The sequence below is a fragment of the Saccharothrix lopnurensis genome, from assembly GCF_042658445.1.
Lineage (GTDB): Bacteria > Actinomycetota > Actinomycetes > Mycobacteriales > Pseudonocardiaceae > Actinosynnema > Actinosynnema lopnurensis.
The window spans coordinates 235,062-252,390 of sequence record NZ_JBHSQO010000004.1 but is presented as its reverse complement, the minus strand read 5'-3'; the positions used below and the strand labels follow the sequence as shown (position 1 = coordinate 252,390).

The 17,329-nt window shown below is 75.0% G+C and carries 14 protein-coding genes; 2 read left to right on the top strand and 12 right to left on the bottom strand.

The genetic code is table 11. From position 1 onward, the window contains the following. Positions 1-39 precede the first annotated feature (39 nt). The 3 genes from mshC to ACFP3R_RS06325 all read right to left on the bottom strand — a co-directional run bounded on the left by mshC (position 40) and on the right by ACFP3R_RS06325 (position 4,936). On the bottom strand, positions 40-1,278 hold the full coding sequence (gene mshC / locus ACFP3R_RS06335; RefSeq protein ID WP_380633722.1) for a cysteine--1-D-myo-inosityl 2-amino-2-deoxy-alpha-D-glucopyranoside ligase: 1,239 nt from the start codon (positions 1,276-1,278) through the stop codon (positions 40-42). Between the two features lie 324 nt (positions 1,279-1,602). Beyond that, positions 1,603-3,537 carry a vWA domain-containing protein gene (locus ACFP3R_RS06330; protein WP_380633720.1) on the bottom strand — a complete coding sequence of 645 codons (1,935 nt, stop codon included), beginning with the start codon at positions 3,535-3,537 and terminating at the stop codon, positions 1,603-1,605. Positions 3,538-3,550: 13 nt separating this feature from the next. Next, entirely contained in the window at positions 3,551-4,936 is a 1,386-nt protein-coding gene (locus ACFP3R_RS06325; RefSeq protein WP_380633718.1) for a sigma 54-interacting transcriptional regulator, read from the bottom strand. 206 nt (positions 4,937-5,142) lie between these two features. Between ACFP3R_RS06325 and ACFP3R_RS06320 the strand changes: the two genes are divergently transcribed. Then, on the top strand, positions 5,143-6,144 hold the full coding sequence (locus ACFP3R_RS06320) for a hypothetical protein (protein ID WP_380633716.1): 1,002 nt from the start codon (positions 5,143-5,145) through the stop codon (positions 6,142-6,144). 287 nt (positions 6,145-6,431) lie between these two features. Here the strand turns inward: ACFP3R_RS06320 and ACFP3R_RS06315 are convergent, their stop codons facing one another. The 8 genes from ACFP3R_RS06315 to fabG all read right to left on the bottom strand — a co-directional run bounded on the left by ACFP3R_RS06315 (position 6,432) and on the right by fabG (position 14,176). Next, entirely contained in the window at positions 6,432-6,938 is a 507-nt protein-coding gene (locus ACFP3R_RS06315) for a hypothetical protein (RefSeq protein ID WP_380633715.1), read from the bottom strand. A 94-nt stretch (positions 6,939-7,032) separates the two neighbouring features. Continuing rightward, on the bottom strand, positions 7,033-7,884 hold the full coding sequence (locus ACFP3R_RS06310) for an aminoglycoside phosphotransferase family protein (RefSeq protein WP_380633713.1): 852 nt from the start codon (positions 7,882-7,884) through the stop codon (positions 7,033-7,035). A gap of 105 nt (positions 7,885-7,989) precedes the next feature. Beyond that, on the bottom strand, positions 7,990-9,810 hold the full coding sequence (locus ACFP3R_RS06305) for a glycoside hydrolase family 6 protein (RefSeq protein ID WP_380633711.1): 1,821 nt from the start codon (positions 9,808-9,810) through the stop codon (positions 7,990-7,992). 432 nt (positions 9,811-10,242) lie between these two features. Beyond that, the gene (locus ACFP3R_RS06300) at positions 10,243-11,040 is read right to left on the bottom strand and encodes a hypothetical protein (protein WP_380633709.1); all 798 of its coding nucleotides are present in this window, start codon (positions 11,038-11,040) and stop codon (positions 10,243-10,245) included. A gap of 32 nt (positions 11,041-11,072) precedes the next feature. After that, a complete protein-coding gene (locus tag ACFP3R_RS06295; protein WP_380633708.1) occupies positions 11,073-11,546 on the bottom strand; it encodes a YcxB family protein in 474 nt (157 codons plus the stop codon). Then, complete coding sequence (locus ACFP3R_RS06290) at positions 11,543-12,562, bottom strand: ferrochelatase (protein WP_380633707.1); 1,020 nt, start codon at positions 12,560-12,562, stop codon at positions 11,543-11,545. Before ACFP3R_RS06290 ends, ACFP3R_RS06295 begins: the two co-directional genes overlap by 4 nt. A gap of 85 nt (positions 12,563-12,647) precedes the next feature. Then, on the bottom strand, positions 12,648-13,415 hold the full coding sequence (gene fabI, locus ACFP3R_RS06285) for an enoyl-ACP reductase FabI (RefSeq protein WP_380633705.1): 768 nt from the start codon (positions 13,413-13,415) through the stop codon (positions 12,648-12,650). Positions 13,416-13,471: 56 nt separating this feature from the next. Further along, positions 13,472-14,176: a 3-oxoacyl-[acyl-carrier-protein] reductase gene (fabG, locus tag ACFP3R_RS06280; protein ID WP_380633703.1), complete on the bottom strand. Its 705-nt coding sequence runs from the start codon at positions 14,174-14,176 to the stop codon at positions 13,472-13,474. 85 nt (positions 14,177-14,261) lie between these two features. On the opposite strand from fabG, the gene ACFP3R_RS06275 reads away from it, so the two are divergent. Continuing rightward, on the top strand, positions 14,262-16,910 hold the full coding sequence (locus ACFP3R_RS06275) for an FAD-binding and (Fe-S)-binding domain-containing protein (protein WP_465269984.1): 2,649 nt from the start codon (positions 14,262-14,264) through the stop codon (positions 16,908-16,910). Between the two features lie 92 nt (positions 16,911-17,002). Here the strand turns inward: ACFP3R_RS06275 and cutA are convergent, their stop codons facing one another. Further along, a complete protein-coding gene (cutA, locus tag ACFP3R_RS06270) occupies positions 17,003-17,329 on the bottom strand; it encodes a divalent-cation tolerance protein CutA (RefSeq protein ID WP_380633700.1) in 327 nt (108 codons plus the stop codon).

The following is a 17,329-nucleotide window of genomic DNA, read 5'->3' as shown; positions in this document are numbered from 1 at the left end:
CGGACCTCGCGCGTCGAGGTCCGGGGAGCGGCGCCTCACCTACAGCTCCACCCCGAGCAGCGAGTCCACCGCCGCCCGGAACAGCGTCGGCCCGGTGGCGTCCGACCCGCCGACCGACAGCGCCTCGTCGGCCCACGCGTCCACCGCCGCCAGCGCCCTCGGCGTGTCCAGGTCGTCGCCCAGGTGGTCGCGCAGCCGGGCCGCGGTCGGCGCCGCGCCCGGACCCGTCGGCAGCGCCGCCGCCCGCCGCCAGCGCGCCAGGCGCTCCTCGGCGGCCGACAGCAGCCCGTCGGTCCACGGCCGGTCGTCGCGGTAGTGGCCGGACAGCAGGGCCAGGCGCACCGCGTTCGGGTCCACCCGCTCGGCCCGCAGTTTGGACACGAAGACCAGGTTGCCGCGCGACTTGGACATCTTCTCGCCGTCCAGGCCGATCATGCCCGCGTGCACGTAGTGCCGCGCGAACGGGTGCGACCCGGTCAGCGACTCGGCGTGCGCGGCGCTGAACTCGTGGTGCGGGAAGATCAGGTCCGAGCCGCCGCCCTGGACGTCGAACGAGGCGCCCAGGCGGTTGAGCGCGATGGCGCTGCACTCGATGTGCCACCCCGGCCGCCCCTCGCCCAGCTCCGAGGACCACGACGGCTCGCCCTCCCGGGCCGCGCGCCACAGCAGCGCGTCCAGCGGGTGGCGCTTGCCTGGCCGGTCGGGGTCGCCGCCGCGCTCGGCGAACAGGCGGACCATCGTCTCGGCGTCGTAGTTCGACTCGTAGCCGAACCGGCCGGTCGCGCCGTGGTCGAAGTACACGTCCGGGTGCTCGGGGTCGTCCACCTGGTACGCGGCGCCCGACGCCAGGAGCTTGCCGATCGCCTCGACGATCTCCGGGATCGCCTCGACCGCGCCGACGTACTCGCGCGGCGGCAGGACCCGCAGCGCCTCCATGTCCTCCCGGAACAGCGCGGTCTCCCGCATGGCCAGGACCACCCAGTCGTCCTGGTCGCGCGCCGCCCGCTCCAGCAGCGGGTCGTCGACGTCGGTGACGTTCTGCACGTAGTGCACGTCGTGCCCGTTGTCCAGCCACACCCGGTGGACCAGGTCGAACGCCAGGTAGGTCGCCGCGTGCCCGAGGTGGGTGGCGTCGTAGGGGGTGATGCCGCAGACGTACAGCCCGGCGGTGGCGCCGGGCGCGGTCGGGCGCACCTCACCGGTGGCGGTGTCGAACAGCCGCAGCGGGCGCGGCTCGCCCGCTACCCGCGGGACGGGGGTGGATGACCAGGTCTGCATGTCACCGACCCTAGCTCGCGTCCGCCGGGGCGCCGGCGCGTCCGCTCCTCGGGACGGTGACCGACCGGTGACCGCGCGTCGCCGGGGCGGGTCGCCGGCCCCGGCGACCCGGGGAACACCCGTCCCGCCCCCCGTCGGCGGGACGGGGAGGCGGCGTGACCGGGATCATCCGGCCCCGCCGCCCTGCCGCCCCGCCGCCCTGCCGCCCCGCCGCCCTGCCGCCCTGCCACCCCGCAGCCCCGCAGCCCCGCAGCGCCGCCGCCCTGGCGATCCGCCGCGCCGGCGACCCGATCCGCGACCCGGGCGGCCGTGGTGGTCCGCCCGTCAGCGCCGCTTGCGCGACCGCAGGTAGTCGCTCACCACCGCCGCGCCCAGCCCGTCCTCGTCCGGGGCCACCACGCGACCGCCGGAACGGCGGGCCAGGGTGTCCACGAACGCGGTCAGCCGGGGGTCGTCGCCGAGGCGGAACACCGTGATCGACGCGCCCAGCCGGGCCAGGCCGTCCACCTCGACCAGCGTCTTGCCCAGGGTCCGCTCCAGCGGCGGGTAGTGGAACTCGGCCTCGCCGGTCGGCTCCAGGTGCGCGGTCGGCTCGCCGTCGGTCACCACCAGCACCACCGGCTGCGCGTCGGGGTGCCGCCGCACGTGCCGGCCCGCCAGCAGCAGCGCGTGGTGCAGGTTGGTGCCCTGCTCCCACACGCCCTCCAGCGCGGTCAGCTCCCCGATGTCCACGGTCTCGGCGTGCCGGCCGAACGTGATCAGCTCCAGCGCGTCGGTGCGGAACCGGGTGCGCACCAGGTGGTGCAGGGCCAGGGCGGTGCGCTTCATCGGCACCCACCGCCCGTCCTGCACCATCGACCAGGACGTGTCCACGCACAGCGCCACCGCCGCCCGCGACCGCTGCTCGGTCTCGCTGACCTCGACGTCCGCCACGTCCAGGGCCAGCGGGCCGCCAGCCGACCTCAGCACCGCGTTGGTGATCGTGCGCGGCACGTGCCAGGGCTCGGTGTCGCCGAACCGCCACGGCCGGGTCGAGCCGATCAGCTCGCCGGCCGCGCCGGCGGACGGGCTGTCCCGCTGCCCCTGCGCCCGCACGCCGTCGACCACGCCGCGCAGCGCGGTCTCGCCCAGTTGCCGCAGCGCCTTCGGGGTGAGCCGCAGGGAGCCGTCGGGGGCGCGTTCGAGCAGGTTCTGGGACCGCAGCTCGCGTTCCAGCTCGGCCAGCCGCCGGGCGTCCACGCCCGCCTCCGCGCCGAGTTGGCGGGCCAGCGCGTCGGCGTCGACGTCCTCCAGCCGGGCGCCGGGGTAGGACTGGGCCAGCTGCTCGGCCAGCTCGTCCATCTCCGCCAGGTCGGCCATCGCCCGCGCGCCCTCGCCCAGGCCCAGGGGGTTGTCGCCGCGGAACCGCGCCGAGCCGTCCCAGTCCTCCCCGGGCCGCAGGCCGCGCAGCAGCGAGTCCAACTGGGACAGCTGCGCGCCCACGGCGGAGTCGCCGAACGCCTGCTGGGACAGCTGCGCCAGCTCCCGGCGCTGCTGCTCGCTCATCGAGTTCATCATCCGCTGGGCGGCGGCCGACCGGGCGGCCAGCGCGTCGACCAGCTCGTCCACCGTGCGCGGGTCCTCCGGGAAGAACTCGCCGTGCTCGCGCATGAACCGGTCGAACGACTCCCGGGTGTCCTCGCCCCGCGCGTGCGCGGCCAGCAGGGCGTTGAGGTCGGCGAGCATGTCCCGGATCCGCTCGACGTCCCGCGCCCCGACGTTCTCCACGGCCTGCTTGACGCCCTGGAACCGCTGCTCCACCAGCTCGCGGCCGAGCAGGTCACGAATCCGCTCGTAGGACTCGCGGGCCTCGGGCGAGCGCCAGTCGTACTCGGCCAGCTCGCCCACCGCCGCCGCGGTGGACCGGGGCAGCGCGTCGAGCCGGGCCTCGCGGAACCGCGCCTCGTCGTCCGGGTCGGGGAACAGCGCCGCCCGCTCGGCCGTCAGCGCCTCGTCGAGCAGGCGCCGGACCTCCTGGAGCGTGCCGTCCAGCCGGTGGCGGCGGGTCAGCGCGGCGCGCTTGCGCCACAGCCGGGCGGTCAGGTCGTCCAGGCCGCGCGCGCCCGGCAGGCCGCGGCGCAGCAGCTCGCGCAGCGCCGACTCCGGCGAGGAGCCCTCCATGACCTCCCGGCCCAGCTCGTCCACCGCCGCGCGCAGGTCGACCGGCGGGGCCAGCGGGTCGGGCCCGTCGACGTAGCGGCCGTACCGGTAGGTGCTCATCGGGTCACCGCTCTCATCCGTACACCGTGCGGTCGTCGTCGCCGTCCTTGGACAGCTGTCGGGTGAGGTAGAGCGACTCCAGCGCCAGCTCGACGCCCGAGGCGATGCGGCCGGCCGGGTCCTTGGGGCCCGCGCCGACCCGCGCGGCCACCTCGTGCAGCACGGGCAGCTCGGGCAGCGCGGCCAGCAGGTCGCCCGCCGGCACGCGCTCGCCGGTGGCCACCGGGTGGCCGTCGGAGACCAGCGCGGCCAGCGGCCGCAGGTCCAGGCCCGCGAACGCGGCACGGGCCGTGTCCGCCACGGACCGGCGCAGCAGGTGGGTCAGCACCTCGTGCTCGCGGCCCTCCTCGCCGGCCTCGAACTCCAGCTTGCCGCGCAGCACGGCGGGCACCGCCTCCAGGTCGACCGGCCGGGCGATGGGCGGGTTCTCCCCGGTCAGGGCGCTGCGCCGCAGCGCGCCCGCCGCGATCGTCTCCGCCGCCGCCACCGCGAACCGGGCCGAGACGCCCGAGCGCTGGTCGATCGAGGACGACTCGCGCAGGTGCCGCACGAACCGGGCGATGACCTGGAGCAGGTGGTCCCCGACCTCCGCGACCAGGTCGGCCTCCTGGCGGACCAGGTCGACCTCGGCGGCGATCTCCAGCGGGTAGTGGGTGCGGACCTCCGCGCCGAACCGGTCCTTGAGCGGGGTGATGATCCGGCCGCGGTTGGTGTAGTCCTCGGGGTTGGCGGTGGCCACCAGCAGCACGTCCAGCGGGAGCCGCAGCGCGTAGCCGCGGATCTGGATGTCGCGCTCCTCCATCACGTTGAGCAGCGCCACCTGGATGCGCTCGGCCAGGTCGGGCAGCTCGTTGACGGCGATGACGCCGCGGTGGGAGCGGGGCAGCAGGCCGTAGTGGATGGTCTCGGGGTCGCCGAGGCTGCGGCCCTGGGCGACCTTGACGGGGTCGACGTCGCCGACGAGGTCGCCGACGCTGGTGTCCGGGGTGGCGAGCTTCTCGGCGAAGCGCTCGTCGCGGTGCTTCCAGGCCACGGGCAGGTCGTCGCCCAGCTCGGCGGCGCGGCGGCGGGATTCCGGGGTGATGGGCGCGAGCGGGTGCTCGTTCAGCTCGGCGCCCCCGATGACCGGGGTCCACTCGTCGAGCAGGCCGACGAGGGTGCGCAGCAGGCGGGTCTTGCCCTGGCCGCGCTCGCCCAGCAGGACCACGTCGTGGCCCGCGAGGAGGGCGCGCTCCAACTGGGGCAGCACGGTGCGGTCGAACCCCACGATGCCGGGCCACGGGTCGCGGCCCTCGCGCAGGGCGGCCAGCAGGTTGTCCCGGATCTCGGCCTTCACCCCGCGCGGCAGGTGGCCTGCCGCCCGGAGTGCGCCGGCGGTGGTGGGAAGGTCAGGGGTCACCCCACGAAGCTACGTGCACCCGGGCGATCGGTCGACATGGAGCAACTCCACCCGCGGCGGGCGCGGGCGGGCCCCGCCGGTGGTTCCGCTCTCGACGAACAAGCGTGCTCAGGGGCGTTCGGCCGAAGTTCCGGACCCGGGTTTGTCGTACCCCGCGCCTACCATCGGGAGCAGGCCCACGAGGCCGACGAAGTGCGAGGTTGCCCATGACTGCGCATGCCCTCTACCAGCCCGAGGACCGGGTGCTGGACCTGTCGAGCCTGTCCGACGCCGACCACGCCCTGATCCGGTCCCTGGCCGGCCGGGTCGACCCGGGTGACCGGGTCCTGATCTGCCTGGAGCCCGACGACGCCGAGCGGGACGAGCTGCACGTCGAGTTCCGGCACGGGCGGTACTACGCGGTGCACCTGGAGGGTGGCGAGCACCTCGTCGCCCTGGAGAGCGACGAGCACAAGCGGCAGAAGGAGTACTGGCACCGCGCCGCCCAGGACGCCGGGTACCGGTCGGACACCGGGATCGGCACGGGCACCGGCACGGTGCTGGACGTGGCCATCCACGGCCCGGTCCGGACCGGCGTCGAGCTGCGGCGCGCCGACGTCACCGCGCGGGCGGCGGCGCTGAACACGAGCGGGGCGCACCGCGCGGGCTGGCTGCCGCTGTGGTTCTCCGACTCCGACCGGACCCCGAAGTGGTTCCACCGCATCCCGTCGGTCGGCTGCAACCGCATCTCGTGGGACGACCTGCCGCCCCGGCGCGCCGCGACCGCGACCGGCCTGCGCCTGGTGCACGCCGCCCGCTGCACGACCGAGAACTTCCCCCGCTGCTTCGACCGCAGGCGCCGCCCGTGCGGCGGGTACCACCCCCTGCTGCGGCCGTGGCGGGGTGTCACGGTCGACGACGTGGCCGAGATGGTGCCGGCCGGCGAGGCGGTGCCGCTCCAGACGCCCGAGCGGTGGATCTACGTGGTGCCGCGCTTCGGCCTGGCCCACTACCAGCAGCTGACCGACGGCCTGGGCGCCTACCTGCCCGACACCGCGCCGGGCGCGCCGACCGGTGCCGGTGCCGGTGCCGGTGGTGCCGGTGCCGGTGGTCGGGCCGGTTCGCGGGCCTGGCCGGTGTGCCGGCGGTGCGGCAAGGACATGTTCCTGGTCAGGCCGGGTCGTGAGCTGTGCGAGAACTGCCGGCCGATGATGCGGGAGCCGATGTAAGGGCCGGCGCGGTGCGCGGGGGCCCGGCGCGGCTCGCCCGGCTCGCCCGGCCCGCACCAGGTGGCCCGGCCCGCCCGACGCGAGTGGCCCGACGCGAGTGGCCCGACGCGAGTGGCCCGACGCGGCTCGCCCGACGCGAGTGGCCCGACGCGGCTCGCCCGACGCGGCTCGCCCGACGCGGCTCGCCCGACGCGGCTCGCCCGACGCGGCTCGCCCGACGCGGTGCGGTTCGCCCCGGCACGAGCGGCCCGGCCCGGACCGGCGCGGTGCCCGACCCCGCCGGACCCTCAGGGGTTGCCCGCGAGCACGGCGATCCAGAACTGGTCGCCGCGGCCGCTGTCGCAGGCGGTCAGCTCGACCCGGGCGAAGGGGCGCGCCCCCGTCAGGCACTGGCCCGGGTGACCGGTGTTCTCCAACGCGAAGGACGTGGCGGAGTCGTCCAGCAGGCGGTGCTCGGTCCAGACCTGGTTCGGCGCGCCCTCGCACACCCCCACCATGCGCACGTCCTGCGGCGCGACGGCCGTCAGGCAGCCGGAGACCGCCATGCTGACCACGGCGACGCGCGTGCCGGGCGCCATGTGGTAGATCCGCCACTGCCGGCTCGGCCCGCCGGTCCCGGGGCGCGGCGACACGATGCCCGCCTCGGTCGTGGAGAGCTTCAGGCCGTGCCTGCCCGCGCTCTCGATGTGGACCACCGGGTCGTACGCGACCCGCGCGGGCTCCGCGGCCCGCGCGGTCGGGGCGAGGAGGACCAGGGCGGCCAGGACGAGCAGGCGTCGGCGCATGGGGTCCATTGACGCACCAACGGACGTTCACGCACGGGCGGTTGTCCTGCGCTCAGTGGTGAATTCCCGGTCACGCGTGGTCACCACCGGGGCCGGCGAGGCGCTAGGCCGCCAGGGTGCGCAGTTCGTCCAGCGCCGGCCGGTCGTCGAGGCGCGACAGCGCGATGACCGGCGCCAGGGTCCGGCACCACCCCAGCAGGCGGTCGGGGTCCAGGCCGCACGCGCCGGCCAGCCGCGCCGACCGGTCCGCCACGCCCCCGCGCCCGGCGGCGTCCAGGGCGAGGTCCACCACGTCGAAGCACGGGTCGCCCACGCACGGCCTCGGGTCGATGGCCACCAGGCCGCGCGGGCCCACCAGCGCGTTGCCGGTGTGCAGGTCGCCGTGCAGCAGGACGCGCGGGCCGCCGGCCAGCAGGGCGCCGCAGCGCCCCCGCGCCCGCTCCCACATCCCCGGGGTGACGGGCGTGGACGCGGTCACCCGGCGGCCGATCCGGGTGAAGAACTCCGCGCAGCGGTCCGCGAGGTCGAGCGCGCCCGGCGGCGGCGCGACGGCGTGCAGGGGCCCGACCAGGTCCGCCCACTCCGGCGCGGTGGGCGGCTCGGGCAGGTCGGCCACCTCGGTGCCGGGCCGCACCGCCGCCATCAGCACCGCGCCCGCCTCCTCGGCGAGCACCGCCGGCACCCGCCCGGACGGCCCGAACAGCCGCAGCACCGCCGCCTGCCCGGCCAGGAACGGCTCGTCGGGGCTCAGCTTGAGCACCACCAGCACGCCGCCGGCCGGGAACCGCGCGACGACGGACGACGCGCCCTGGGACAGGGGCCCGCCGGCGGGGGCCAAGTCCCACCGGCGCGCCAGGTCGGCCACCCGGTCCGGCACCGCCGCCGCCCACCCGGCCACCTCCGGTCCGAAGCGGAGGGACAGGCGCGCGGTGATCTCCTCGACGTCCACGGGCACGACGCCAGGCGGGCCGGCAAGCGGAATACGCCCGCGGGCGGTGTCCGGAGAGGACACCGCCCGCGGGTCGTTCAGCGATTTTCAGTCGTGCAGCGGGACCTCAGGTCACAGCGCGGGGTACGCGTTGCGCATGAGCTCCTGGAACTGGGCCGAGAACCAGTGGCCCGACACCGGGGCGTCCGCCAGGGCGCCCGAGGGGTTGTTGCCGTTGCGCGGGTTGCCACCGTAGGTGGGGTCGCACATGCGGTCGAAGCCCTTGCCCTCGTCGTTCGGGATCGCCTTGCTCGAACCGTCGGACTCACCCGGCGGCTTGATCCAGACGTAGGCGTCGATGTTCGGCTTCGGCGCGGCCTTCGGGCGCTCGCCGAGACCGGCACCGGCCTGGTTGCACCAGTTGCCCTTCTGGGCGCGCCGGTCGATGCGCGACTGGTTGACGTAGTCGTCCGCGTTGGTCGCGGTCGACTTGCCGGTGGGCCGGTTGGCGCCGCCCCAGCCGTTGCGCGAGGTGTCGATCAGCATGCCGATGCCGCTGTCGAAGCCCTGCTTGACCAGCTCGGTGCGCATCGCCGTGGCGAAGCCCAGCTCACCGTTGAAGTCGTTCCAGTCGACCCACTTGGCGTTCTCCTTCACCGGGCGGCCGCCGACGAGGTCGTCGACCGTCCAGTACGGCTCCTCCAGCGCGGAGTAGTTCGCCGTGTTGGTGATGAAGCCGTGGACCTTGTCCTTGGTGGCGCCGTTCTTGCCCAGCACCGACGCGAACATCTTCGCCGAGGCGTAGAAGTTGTCGTACTCGGCGACCGTGTCGCCCCACCCGATCCAGCCGTGGTGGCCGGAGTCGATGTAGTTGTAGACGTTGCCGACGGCGCCGAGCTTGCCGATGGCGTAGGACACGCCCTCCTGGTAGTTGCCGTTGGCCTTCATCACGTCGCAGTTGGGCGTGGCCGTCGCGCGCGGCGAGACGTTGGTGACCAGGTTCGGCAGGGAGTCGATCTCGATGACCGACACGATGCGCAGCTTGGCGTACTTCGGGTCCGCCACGATCGCCGCGATCTTGTCGATGTAGTCGGTCTTGTACTTGCCGATCTCGTCGGCCTTCAGCTCACCGTTCGACGCCAGCGCGGCGCAGTCGCGGCCGGGCAGGTTGTAGACGACGAACTGGAAGACCAGCTGACCGTCCGAGCGGGCGGCGCGCTGCTTCTCCGCCTCGTCCAGGTGGTCCGCCAGACCCATCGAGCCGGTCGTGGGCGAGTCGTTGCCCTCGATGGCGCTGGTCCGGTCGAGCCACACACCGGTCGGCTGGTTCGCGATGCGCGAGCCACCCGTCTCGGCGGCCGCCCGGGTGGACCACTGCGGGTTGACGTACACGCCGGCGCCCACGTACGGGTTGTCCACGCGGGCACCCGGGTTCGGGTTCTGCCCACTCGTGGTCGTCGTGGTCGTCGTGGTCGTCGTGGTGGTGGTCGTCGTCGTGGTCGTCGTGGTGGGGCCGACCGAACCCGTGCACACCGTCCCGTTGAGGCGGAACTGCGTGGGCGCCGGGTTAGAGCCGTTCCACGACCCGTTGAAGCCGGGGGTGACCGTCTGGCCGGTGCCGAGGGTCGGGCTCCACGACGAGTTCCGGACCGTCACCTTGGTCCCGGACTGCGAGAACTGGCCGTTCCAACCCTGCTGGACCGTCTGGCCGGCGGCGAAGTCCCACTCAAGGGTCCACCCGCCGGAGATCGCGTCCCCGAGGTTGGTGACCGTGACGCTGGCGCCGAATCCGCCGGGCCACTGGTTCGTGATCGAATACGCCGCCCGGCAACCGGGCGCCGCGTTGGCGGTGGCGGTGCTCGCCACCACCCCGGCCGCGGACAGGGCCGCCACCGAGGTAACCGCCAACGCGCCCGCAACCTTGCGGGAGCGTACGAACGTGCGCAGACTCATGCATCGCCTCCTTGCGAGCAAATCGCCATCTGGGAGCGCTCCCAGCGCATCCGCCACCCCCGGGATTCGACGCGAGACCGGGGGGACTACTGACTGGGAGCGCTCCCAGACGAACGGTAACGCATGACATGTCCTGTTGACGAGGGGTTGACCTGGAGATAATCCGGCCCTATACCCGTACGCGTAGCCTGCGCGAAGCCTGTGACCAGCGGTTTTTTCCGGATGCATCGGCTGTGCGACTTCCTTGCGCAAGAGCTTCGCCGGCCCTTTCGGGAGCAAACGGTCCTCTCGACTTCACCTGTTCGGCCGACTGCACCGGGCGTTCCGGGAGCCGGCAGAACAAAAACATTTCGTGCGCATCCGTGAACTGAACCGCTTCAGAAATGCCGCGCCCGGAAAAGGATCTTGTCGAACATTCGACGACCGCGCCGACTAATGGCGGCCGGCGCCCTGGTCCGAAAGCACCCGGACCGCCTCGTCCACGGCCGCGAGCCGGGCGCGCCGCACCGCGTCGCCCAGCGGCCGCAGCGCCTCGTCCCGCGCCCGCGTCGCGGTCGCCGACACCGCGCCGCCCGGCGCGTCCGAGCCCGCCACCGCCAGGATCGCGGCGACCTCGGCGGCGCGCTGGAGCACGCGCAGGGACCTCGGCGGCGTGCCCGTGGGCCAGGACAGCCCCTGCTGCTCGGCGGCCAGCGCGGCGATCTCGGCGCGCGCGTTGGGCCGGTACCGGGCCACGTCCAGGGTCACCAGCGCGGTGGCCGCCTCGCGCATCGCCGACGCCAGCCCGTGCTCGGCCTCCCCGATCGGCACGTGCTCGAACACGGCCGGGACGGGCAGGTCGAACACCGTCCACCGCAGCACGCCGTCGGCCACCAGCCGGGGCACCAGGCCCACGCCGACCTCCGGCAGCACCACGGCCTGGCCGGCCCGCAGCGCGCACTTGCCCAGCGGCCCGTGCCCGCCCAGCCCGCGCACGTCGCCCGGCACCGGCAGCACCAGCCGCGCGGTGGTCGTGGCGGCGCGGCGCAGCGACGCCAGCAGCAGCGCGGGGCCCACCGGGGCCTCCTCGGGACCCGGCAGGTCGAGCGCGGTCGCGGTGCCGTCGTCGTCGGCGACCACCTCGTGCAGCCCGGCCCAGGCGCCCAGGGCGTCCAGCACGTCGTCCGCCGCGGCGGCGCCGTGCAGCCAGGCTGACGTCCAGACGACCAACGTCGCACTCGCAGTAGACACGCTGGACGAGGGTACGCGGGGAGCGCGCCGGATCAGGCCGCCGGGCCCACGTGCGCCACCAGCAGGGAGCGGAACCTCGCCACCGCGTCGTCGTCGGCGAACGCGCGGTGCGGCACGGCGTAGACCGCGGCCGTCCCGGTCCGCAGCACGAAGCCCCGCGCGGTCTCCGCCCAGCCGGGCAGCTCGGCCCAGCGCAGCTCGCTGCGCGCGGCCTCGCCGACCGACATCCGCAGCGAGTGGTCGTCCGCGGTGCCGGTCACCGCCTTGGCCGCGAGCGGGTGGTTGTGGAAGTTCACCGCGGCCCCCACCGGCACCAGCCCACCGATCACCACGGCCAGGACCAGCCCGAACACGCCCGCCCACGTCATGCCCAGCACCAGCACGACCACGCCCAGCACGCCGAGCGCCGCGGCGAACCACGGCGCTCGGCGGTAGAGCGGCACGGAGGTCCGCAGGGCGTCGCTCCAGTCGGCCGGTCGGGGCGACCAGCCGAAGTCGACCGTCACCGCCGGGGCCGCTTCGCGGGCTCGCAGCACAGCGGGGCGCACGGGGCGCCGTCGACCGTGCAGCCGGCCGCCGGGAAGTCCGACAGCTTGCGCGCGGGCGCGCCCGCCAGGTGCTCGGCCACCAGCTCGGCCACCAGCTCCGCGAAGCGCGGGTCCTCGTTCGGGGTCGCCGCGCGGGCGAAGCCCAGGCCCAGCTCGGCCGCGCGGTCGCGGGCCTCGGTGTCGAGGTCCCACACGACCTCCAGGTGGTCGCTGACGAACCCGATCGGGCACACCACCACGTTGGCCACGCCCTCGGCGCCCAGCGCCTCGACGTGGTCGACGACGTCGGGCTCCAGCCACGGGACCTCCGGCGGCCCGGAGCGGGACTGCCACACCACGTCGTACCCGGTCACCCCGACCGCCTCGGCGACCAGCCGCGACGCCTCCGCCACCTGGCGGGAGTAGCGGTGCCCGCCCTCCTCCGGCGGCCCGGCGGCCCGGTCCGCCGACACCGGCACCGAGTGGGCGGTGAACACCAGGCGGTAGTCGTCGCCGAAGCCGGCCGCGGCGGCGCGCACCGAGTCCGCGAAGGACGCCACGAACAGCGGGTGGTCGAAGAACTGGCGGATCTTGACCAGCTCGGGCGCGTCCTCGACGGCGGCGCGGGCCCGCAGGATGTCCTCGTCGTACTGGCGGCACGCGGAGTAGCCGCCGTAGGCGCTGGTCGGGAAGACCAGCGCGCGCCGGACGCCGGCGGCCTTCATCTCGGCCAGGGTGTCCTCGACCATCGGGTGCCAGTTGCGGTTGCCGAAGTACACCGGCAGGTCCACCAGCGCGCGCACGCGCCCGATGGCCGAACGGTTGAGCGCGTTGATCGGCGACACGCCGCCGAAGTGCTGGTAGTGCTGCTCGACCTCGTCCAACCGCTCGGGTGGGACCCCGCGGCCGCGGGTCACGTTCTCCAGGAAGGGGCGGACGTCCCCGGGTCCTTCCGGTCCGCCGAAGGACAGCCAGAGCAGCGCGTCGTAACTCACCGGGACATCCTCGCGCCGACCACCCGCGGCCGCACGACCGGGTCGGCGTGAGCATCCGCACGCCGACCCGGCCGGGTGAACCGCCTTACAGGCCCAGGAAGTGCACGCCGCCGTCGACGAACACCATGGAGCCGGTGGTGGCCGGGAACCAGTCGGACAGCAGGCCGCACACCGACTTCGCGACCGGGGTGGGGTCGTTCACGTCCCAGCCGAGCGGGGCCTTCTCGGCCCACATGGACTCCAGGTCGGCGAAACCGGGGATCGACTTCGCGGCCATGGTCCGCACCGGGCCGGCCGAGACCAGGTTGACCCTGATGCCCCGCGGGCCGAGGTCGCGCGCGAGGTAGCGGTTGATCGACTCGAACGCCGCCTTGGCCGCGCCCATCCAGTTGTAGGCGGGCCACGCCTGGCGGGCGTCGAAGTCGAGGCCGACGATCGACGAGCCGCGGTCCAGCAGCGGCAGGGTGGCCTGCGCCAGGGCCTTGTACGAGTACGCCGAGACGTGCATGGCGGTCGCCACGTCCTCCCACGGCGCGTCCATGAAGGGCGCGCCCAGGCACGACGGCGGGGCGTAGCCGATGGCGTGCACCACGCCGTCGAGGCCGTCCACGTGCTCGCGGACCCGGTCGGCCAGGGAGTCGAGGTGCCCCTGGTCCTGCACGTCCAGCTCGACCACCGGCGCGGCCTCCGGCAGGCGCTTGGCGATCCGCTCCACGAGGCTCATCCGGCCGAAGCCGGTGAGCACGACCTGGGCGCCCTGCTCCTGGGCGGCCCTGGCCACGTGGAAGGCGATCGACGCGTCCGTGATCACCCCGGTGACCAGCAGCCGCTTGCCTTCGAGCAGTCCCGTCACGGGTTGTTCCTCCGAAAAGAGTGTTGTGCTGGGGGAAGACTGGGGGCGCCGGGCGCTCAGTGGCCCATGCCGAGACCGCCGTCGACCGGCAGCACCGCGCCGGTGATGTAGGCGGCGGCGTCGGAGGCGAGGAAGGTGACGGCGGCCGCGATCTCCTCGGTCGTGCCGTACCGGCCCGCGGGCACCTGGGCGAGGATCTGCTGCTTGCGGTCGTCGGGCAGGGCGTCGGTCATGTCCGTGGTGACGAACCCGGGCGCGACGACGTTCGCGGTGATGTTGCGGGAGCCCAGCTCGCGGGCGATCGAGCGGGCCACGCCGACCATGCCCGCCTTGCTGGCCGCGTAGTTGACCTGGCCCGCGCCGCCCATCTGGCCGACCACCGAGGAGATGAACACGATCCGGCCGTAGCGCTTGCGCAGCATCCCCCTGGACGCGCGCTTGGCCACCCGGAACGCGCCGGTGAGGTTGGCGTCGAGCACGCGGGTGAACTGCTCGTCGCTCATCCGCAGCAGCAGGGTGTCGTCGGTGATGCCGGCGTTGGCCACGACCACCTCGACCGGTCCGTGCGCGGCCTCCACCTCGGCGAACGCGGCGTCCACCTCGTCGGCGGAGGTCACGTCGCACTTGACGCCGAGCAGGCCCTCGGGCGCGCCGGAGCCGCGGTGGGTCACCGCGACCTTGTCGCCCTGGGCGGCGAACGCCCTGGCGATCGCCAGGCCGATGCCCCGGTTGCCGCCGGTGACCAGTACGGACCTCGACACGCTTGCTCCCATCGCTGCTGGTTGATGCGCCGCGAGGCTATCTGCTACCCGGGGGTACGCCACCACCGGCCAGCGGTGGATCACAATTCGCCCCGTGACCGGTTTCGTCGAACGCCTGCGGGCCGAGGTGGACGGCGACGTGCTCGCCGACGCCGCGAGCCGCGCGCTGTACTCCACCGACGCCTCGAACTACCGCCACGTGCCGCTGGTCGTGGTGCGCCCCCGTTCGGTGGACGCGGCGGTGGCGGCGGTGGGCGTGGCGGCCGAGCACGGCGTGCCGGTCACCAACCGGGGCGCGGGCACCTCCGTGGCGGGCAACGCCGCGGGCGAGGGCCTGGTGCTCGACTTCTCCCGCCACCTCGACCGGGTGATCTCGGTCGACCCGGTCGAGCGGCTGGCCGTGGTGCAGCCGGGGGTGGTGCTGGACCGCCTCGACGACGCCGTCCGGCCGCACGGCCTGGTGTTCGGCCCTGACCCGTCGACGCGCTCGCGCTGCACGCTCGGCGGGATGATCGGCAACGACGCGTGCGGCGCGCACTCGGTGGCCTGGGGCAAGACCAGCGACAACGTGCGGGCGCTCGACGTGCTGCTGGCCGACGGGCGGCGGTTCGACACCCGCACCCCACCGCCGCTGGACCTGCCCGAGGTGGACCCGACCTGGTTCCCGGCGCTGGACCGGCGCGTATCGGGCTACCGGCTCGACGCGCTGCCGGACCTGACCAGGGCGCTGGTCGGCACGGAGGGCACCTGCGCGACCGTGCTGGGCGCGGTGGTGGAGCTGGTCCGGGCGCCGGAGCGGCGGGTGCTGGCGGTGCTCGGGTTCGACGGCCCGTACGACGCCGCCGACCTCGCGCCGGGCCTGCGCGAGCTGGACGTGCTGACCGTCGAGGGCCTGGACGCGGCGCTGGCGCGGGCGGCCGGGGAGGCGCGCCGGCTGCTGCCGCGCGGGCGGAGCTGGCTGTTCGTGGAGACCGCCGACGAGGCGGTGGCGCACCGGGCCGCCGCGCTCGCGCCGCACTCGGCGGTGGTGACCGACCCGGCGCGGCAGCGCGCGCTGTGGCGGGTGCGGGAGGACGGCGCCGGGCTGGCCACCCGGATGGCCGACGGCGGCGAGGCGTGGTCTGGCTGGGAGGACGCGGCCGTGCCGCCCGAGCGGCTGGGCGCCTACCTGCGGGACTTCGACGCGCTGCTGGGCCGGCACGGCAGGCGCGGCGTCACCTACGGCCACTACGGCGAGGGCTGCCTGCACGTGCGGATCGACTTCGACCTGGCGCGCGGGCACCGGTCGTTCCTGGAGGACGCGGCCGACCTGGTGGTGGCGCACGGCGGGTCGCTGTCCGGCGAGCACGGCGACGGGCAGGCCCGGTCGGAGCTGCTGCCCCGGATGTACCCGCCGGCGGCCATCGAGGCGTTCCGGCGGTTCAAGGCGGCCTTCGACCCGCGCGGGCTGATGAACCCCGGTCGGATCGTCGACCCGGCCCGGCTGGACGACGACCTGCGCGTGGTGGTCGCGCCCCCGGTCATCCCGACCCGCGCGGAGCTGGCGCTGCGCGCCGACGGCGGCGACCTGGCGGCGGCGTCGCGGCGGTGCGTGGGCGTGGGCAAGTGCCTGAACACGCGCGGCGGGGTGATGTGCCCGAGCTACCGGGTGACGCGGGAGGAGGAGCACTCCACCCGCGGCCGGGCGCGGCTGCTGTTCGAGCTGCTGGGCGGGCAGGTGGTGCGCGACGGGTGGCGGTCGGCGGAGGTCCGCGACGCGCTGGACCTGTGCCTGGGGTGCAAGGGGTGCAAGCGGGACTGCCCGGTGGACGTGGACATGGCCGCCTACAAGGCGGAGTTCCTGCACCACCACTACCGGCGGCGGGTGCGGCCCGCGGCGCACTACTCGATGGGCTGGCTGCCGCTGTGGCTGCGGCTGGGCCTGGTGAACCGGGTCTCCGCCCGGTTCGCCCGGTTCGGCGGGGTCGCCCCGGAACGGCCGCTGCCCGTGCCGGTGCGCTCGTTCCAGTCGCGGTTCACCCCCTCGGGGGACGGCGAGCGGGTGCTGCTGTTCCCGGACACGTTCACCAACCACTTCGAACCGGGCGTCGGCTTCGACGCGGCGGCCGTGCTGCGGCACACCGGCCACGCGGTGGAGGCGCCCCGCCCGGCCGTCTGCTGCGGGCTGACCTGGTTCTCCACCGGCCAGCTGGGCGTGGCGCGGCGGGTGCTGCGGCGGACCGCGCGGGTGCTGCGGCCGTGGACGCGGGCGGGCGTGCCGGTGGTCGGGCTGGAGCCGAGCTGCACGGCGTTCCTGCGCGCGGACGCGCTGGAGCTGGCGGGCGACGACCCGGACGTGGCGCGGCTGGCCGGGTCGGTCCGGACGTTCGCCGAGCACGTCGCGCCGCTGCTGGAGCGGCAGCCGGTGGCGGGTCGGGCGGTGGTGCAGCCGCACTGCCACCAGTACGCCGAGGTGGGGCTGGACGCGGACCGGGAGCTGCTGGACCGGGCGGGGGTGGAGGCGTCGGTGCTGGAGGGCTGCTGCGGCCTGGCGGGCAACTTCGGCTTCGAGCGCGGCCACCACGACGTGTCGATGGCGGTGGGCGGGTTGACGCTGTTCCCGGCGGTGCGGTCGGCGGACCCGGGCACGCCGGTGGTGGCGGACGGCTTCAGCTGCCGCACCCAGGTGCGGCACGGGACCGACGCGGAGCCCGTGCACACGGCCACCCTGCTGCGGCGGCGGTTGGGCCTGTAGCGGCGGCCGGGTCTCTGGCGGCGGCCGGGGGCCCCCGGCGGCGGCGCGGGTCGCCGTCCCGGCGGCGGGTCCCACCACCGGGGCGCGGGCCGTCACCCCTCGCGGGTCTGCTCGGTGACCCAGGCCAGGTAGTCGGTGTTGCCGCCGAGCACCGGCAGCGCCACCACCTCGGGCACGTCGTAGTCGTGGCGGGTCTTGATGAACTCGGTCAGCTCGTCGACCCGGTCGTAGGCGGTCTTGATCCACAGCTGCCACTCCCGGTCCTCCTGGAGCGCGCCGTCCCACCGGTAGACGCTCCGGACCGGGCCGCCGACCTGGGCGCACGCGGCCAGGCGCGCCTCCACCACCGCCCGCGCCAGGGCGTCGGCCGCCTCGGCGCTGCCGGCGGTGGTCAGGACCACCACGTGGTTGTCGTCCAC